Annotated in this window: 1 protein-coding gene; it reads left to right on the top strand. The window is 60.0% G+C overall.

Going from position 1 to position 1,932, the window contains the following annotated elements; all coding sequences use genetic code 11:
• Positions 1-594 precede the first annotated feature (594 nt).
• Positions 595-1,839 (top strand): group II intron reverse transcriptase/maturase, encoded by a 1,245-nt coding sequence (gene ltrA / locus ACTWPT_RS59800; RefSeq protein ID WP_443186443.1) that lies wholly within the window; start codon positions 595-597, stop codon positions 1,837-1,839.
• Positions 1,840-1,932: the final 93 nt, after the last annotated feature.

Genomic DNA, 1,932 nt, shown 5'->3' with positions numbered 1-1,932 from the left:
GTCTTGTTGTGAACACGAACATGGGAGGTGGAGTGGGATGGCGCTTCACTGAATGTGGTGCTGTATGGGAGATGGAGTTTGCTGGCCCTCCAGAGTCGCTCTGCGGGGAGAGGCTCTAAACCACCCCGAGCTGCATTGGCTGAAGACCGTTGTGGTGAACGTCGTGGGAAAAGGCGCGGCTCGACCGTGTCAGGTGAGGTCCGGGAAGATGAGCGATGGGTGAAAGCCCTCTGCCGTTGACGTGTCGAAATTAAGTCAGATGAGGTCGAAACCGAGGTCGTAAGACTACTTCGGGATAGGTCTGGGGGATACCCGTTTACTGCCCAGGCGGCCTCCGGCATATAGGCAGCATGAGCCCGGATCAGGCTCTCGTATGGAACGTGTGAAGGCGTGTCGCGATACAGCCGCCGACAGTAGCGGCGAGAGGGAGGGCTCCAAGCGGCGAATCCGCGAGGAGCAGAGTACCGATGCGGGACACGCTGGCGGACTCGCCCGTAGTAGCTGTGAAGCCCCTGCGTATCGCAGTGGGGGTGGAGCCAAGGGGCGGGGTCGTCCTGGTGAGCGAATGTGATCAACCGTGAAGGGAGGAATCGCATGAGTGAGCCGAAGTCTCAGGTCAAGTCGCATGATATCTCCAAGCGGCTGGTGTGGGGTGCTTGGTTGAAAGTGAAGGAGAATGGAGGAGCGGCCGGGGCCGACGGCGTGTCGATCTCGCAGTTTGAGGAGAATCTGAAAGACAATCTCTATAAGCTGTGGAATCGCATGTCCTCGGGTAGTTATTTTCCTGGACCGGTTCGCGCGGTGGAAATACCCAAGAGGGGCGGCACAAGGGTTCTCGGCATCCCGAACGTGGTCGACAGGGTGGCGCAGACAGCGGCGGTCATGGCGCTGGAGCCGAACGTGGAGAAGGTGTTCCACGACGACTCCTACGGCTACCGTCCTGGACGCTCCCCTCTGGACGCGGTCGCGATCTGCCGGAAACGGTGTTTCAAGAAGGACTGGGTCGTCGATCTCGACGTCAAAGCCTTCTTCGACTCCGTGCCATGGGATCTGATGCTGAAGGCGGCAGAGCGGCACACGGACTCGAAATGGGTCCTGTTATATGTGGAACGCTGGCTCAAAGCCCCGATGCTGATGCCCGATGGCACCCTGACAGCCCGGACGAAAGGGACGCCACAAGGCGGCCCAGTTTCCCCGTTGCTCGCCAATTTGTTCCTGCACTACGGCTTCGATATGTGGATGTCGCGGGAATACCCGACGGTGACATTCGAACGCTTCGCAGACGATGTGGTGGTCCATTGCGTGACCGAACGACAAGCCCGGCAGGTGCGGGAGGCGATCGGACGTCGGTTCGCCGAGATCGGGCTGGAACTCCACCCCGACAAGACGAAGATCGTGTACTGCAAGGACAGCAGACGCCGCCAGGAGTTCGACCAGGTGACGTTCACGTTCTGCGGATATGCGTTCCGTCCCCGGATGGCCTTCGACAAGAACCGGAAGCAGATCTATACCGGGTTCTTGCCGGCGGTAGCTCCGGAAAAGCTGACTGAGATAAGCCGCAAGATCGCATCCTGGCGGATCCATCGGCGCACAACTCAGACACTCAACGAAATCGCACGATGGCTGAGCCCAGTCCTTCGAGGCTGGCTCAACTATTTCACCGTGTTCTACCCGAGCGCGGTGATACCACTATGCGAGCGCATCGACCGCCATCTGATGCGCTGGGCACGATGGAAGTACAAGCGGCTGAAACACAGTGACAAACGCGCGAGGAAATGGCTGAAAAGCGTTCGAAAACGAGCGCCCCGGCTGTTCGCGCATTGGGCGCTGCGGTACTGACCGAAGGACCGGACGGCACGAGCCGGATGAATCGAGAGGTTCACGTCCGGATCTGTGGGGGCGGGCAGGTGAGATCCCTGCCCGCTACCCGGC

This window comes from Nonomuraea sp. 3N208 (genome assembly GCF_052245935.1).
In the GTDB taxonomy this organism is placed as follows: Bacteria; Actinomycetota; Actinomycetes; order Streptosporangiales; family Streptosporangiaceae; genus Nonomuraea.
The sequence above is the reverse complement of the archived record's forward strand: the minus strand, read 5'-3'. Positions and strand labels throughout refer to the sequence as shown.